The organism is Streptomyces sp. adm13(2018) (assembly GCF_008042145.1).
Taxonomy (GTDB): Bacteria; Actinomycetota; Actinomycetes; order Streptomycetales; family Streptomycetaceae; genus Streptomyces.
In genome coordinates this window covers 31522-33514 of record NZ_RDBH01000080.1, presented here as the reverse complement: position 1 = coordinate 33514, position 1993 = coordinate 31522, and the positions used below count along the sequence as shown (strand labels likewise).

The following is a 1993-nucleotide window of genomic DNA, read 5'->3' as shown; positions in this document are numbered from 1 at the left end:
CTCTATCGGCGGACGCGGGGCATGCCCAGGCCGATCCACGAGATGATCTCGCGCTGGATCTCGTTGTTCCCGCCGCCGAAGGTGAAGATGACGGCGGAGCGGTAGCCGCGCTCCAGTTCGCCGTGGAGGACCGTGCCCGCGGAGCCCTCCTTGAGGGCGCCCGCCGCACCGACGACCTCCATGAGGGCCGCGTAGGCGTCGCGGCGGGCCTCGGAGCCGTAGACCTTGACGGCCGAGGCGTCCTGGGGGGTGACGGTGCCGTGCTGGACGGCGTTCACCATCTGCCAGTTGAGGAGCTTCATCGCGTCGAGCCGGGCGTGGGTACGGGCCAGGGTGCGGCGCACCCAGGGCAGGTCGATGACGCGCCGGCCGTCCGCGAGCGGGGTGGCTGCGGCCCAGCGCTGGACGTCGTGGAGGGCGCGGATCGCCATCGTGCCGTGGGCGGCGAGGGTCACGCGCTCGTGGTTGAGCTGGTTGGTGATCAGCCGCCAGCCCCTGTTCTCCTCGCCGACCCGGCGTGAGGCGGGGACCTCGACGTCGTCGTAGTAGCTCGCGGTGGTGTCGTGCGAGGCGAGGGTGTTGATGAGGGTGCAGGAGTAGCCGGGGTCGCTCGTCGGGACGAGCAGCATCGTGATGCCCTTGTGCGGCGGCGCCTCGGGGTCGGTGCGGACCGCGAGCCAGACCCAGTCGGCGGTGTCGCCGTTGGTCGTCCAGATCTTCTGGCCGTTCACGGTGTACGTACCGGTGACCTCGTCCCCCCGCCGAATCGCGCGGGTCTTCAGGGCGGCCAGGTCGGTGCCGGCGTCGGGTTCGCTGTAGCCGATGGCGAAGTCGATCTCGCCGGAGAGGATGCGCGGCAGGAAGTACGCCTTCTGCTCGTCGGTGCCGAAGCGCATGATCGTCGGCCCGACGGTGTTCAGGGCCATGAGCGGCAGCGGGACGCCCGCCTGCGCGGCCTCGTCGAAGAAGATGAACTGCTCCATGGGGGTCAGCCCCCGCCCGCCGAACTCGGTGGGCCAGCCGACCCCGAGCCAGCCGTCGGCGCCGAGCCGCCGGATGGTCTCCCGGTAGAAGCGCTTCTGCGCCGCCGGGTCCGCGTAGCGGGTGTGGACGTCCTCGGGGACCAGCTCGGAGAAGTACGCACGCAGTTCGGCGCGCAGTTCGTCCTGCGCGGGCGTGTAGGCGAGGTGCATGGGGCGGGCCTCCCGTGGCGGCTGTCCTGCGGCGGCGGTCCTTGGCGGGTTCCCGGCGTCACCCGGGGCGTGCGAGGCGCGACGGCGGCCACGGTAGAACGTGTTCCATAAATGCGGAAGGCTCGGGGCGGTCCCGGACGGCCCGCGGCCCCGGTTCGCAGCTGCGGAACCGGGGCCGGGGGGGAGGTACGAGGGGAGCTGCGGGATGCTGCGGTGCGCTGCGGGACCGTCCGTGATCCCCGCGGATGGGCGCGGGCGGTCGACGCCGGGGCCGGGGCGGCCTACGGCAGCAGCTCGTCCATGGAGGCGCGACCCTTCTCCGCCATGCGGCGTTCCGCCCAGGCGAGGGTCTGGGGAGTCACGTCACGACCGGAGGCGAGGACCAGGTCCTCGGCCGTGAACTCGCCCTCCGACCCGGAATGCAGCAGCCGGTCGGGCGTGGGGAAGTCCCCCTGGGACGTCTTGTCGGGCTCAGCGTTCATGCCGCCTCCTACGTGTTCGTCCGGCACTCGCCATTCTCGTGTCCGGCCCGTGGGTCCGCATCCGGGAGCGGGGGCGTCCCCGCCACCGCCCGCGCCGCGCGGCGGCCGCTCAGCAGCACGGCCCCGGACGGTACGGGTCGGCCGAGGCCCGCGGCTGGTCCGGGTCGGTCGGCAGCCCGGCCGCAACGGACGCTCGCCGACCGGGTCGGCCGACCCCCGCGGCTGGTCCGCGTCGGCCGGGCCGGTCGGTCGGCAGCACGGCCTGTAGGGGTCGGCCGCGACGGTCGCTCAGCGGGCCGGGCCGGCCGAGCCCTACAG

At 73.5% G+C, this 1993-nt stretch carries 2 protein-coding genes; both read right to left on the bottom strand.

Features of this window, described 5'->3' with window-relative positions; genetic code table 11:
- Positions 1-2 precede the first annotated feature (2 nt).
- Positions 3-1193 carry an acyl-CoA dehydrogenase family protein gene (locus EAO70_RS06950; protein ID WP_148002129.1) on the bottom strand — a complete coding sequence of 397 codons (1191 nt, stop codon included), beginning with the start codon at positions 1191-1193 and terminating at the stop codon, positions 3-5.
- A 281-nt stretch (positions 1194-1474) separates the two neighbouring features.
- Positions 1475-1675, bottom strand: coding sequence for a hypothetical protein (locus tag EAO70_RS06945; protein WP_148002128.1), 201 nt, complete (start codon positions 1673-1675; stop codon positions 1475-1477).
- Positions 1676-1993: the final 318 nt, after the last annotated feature.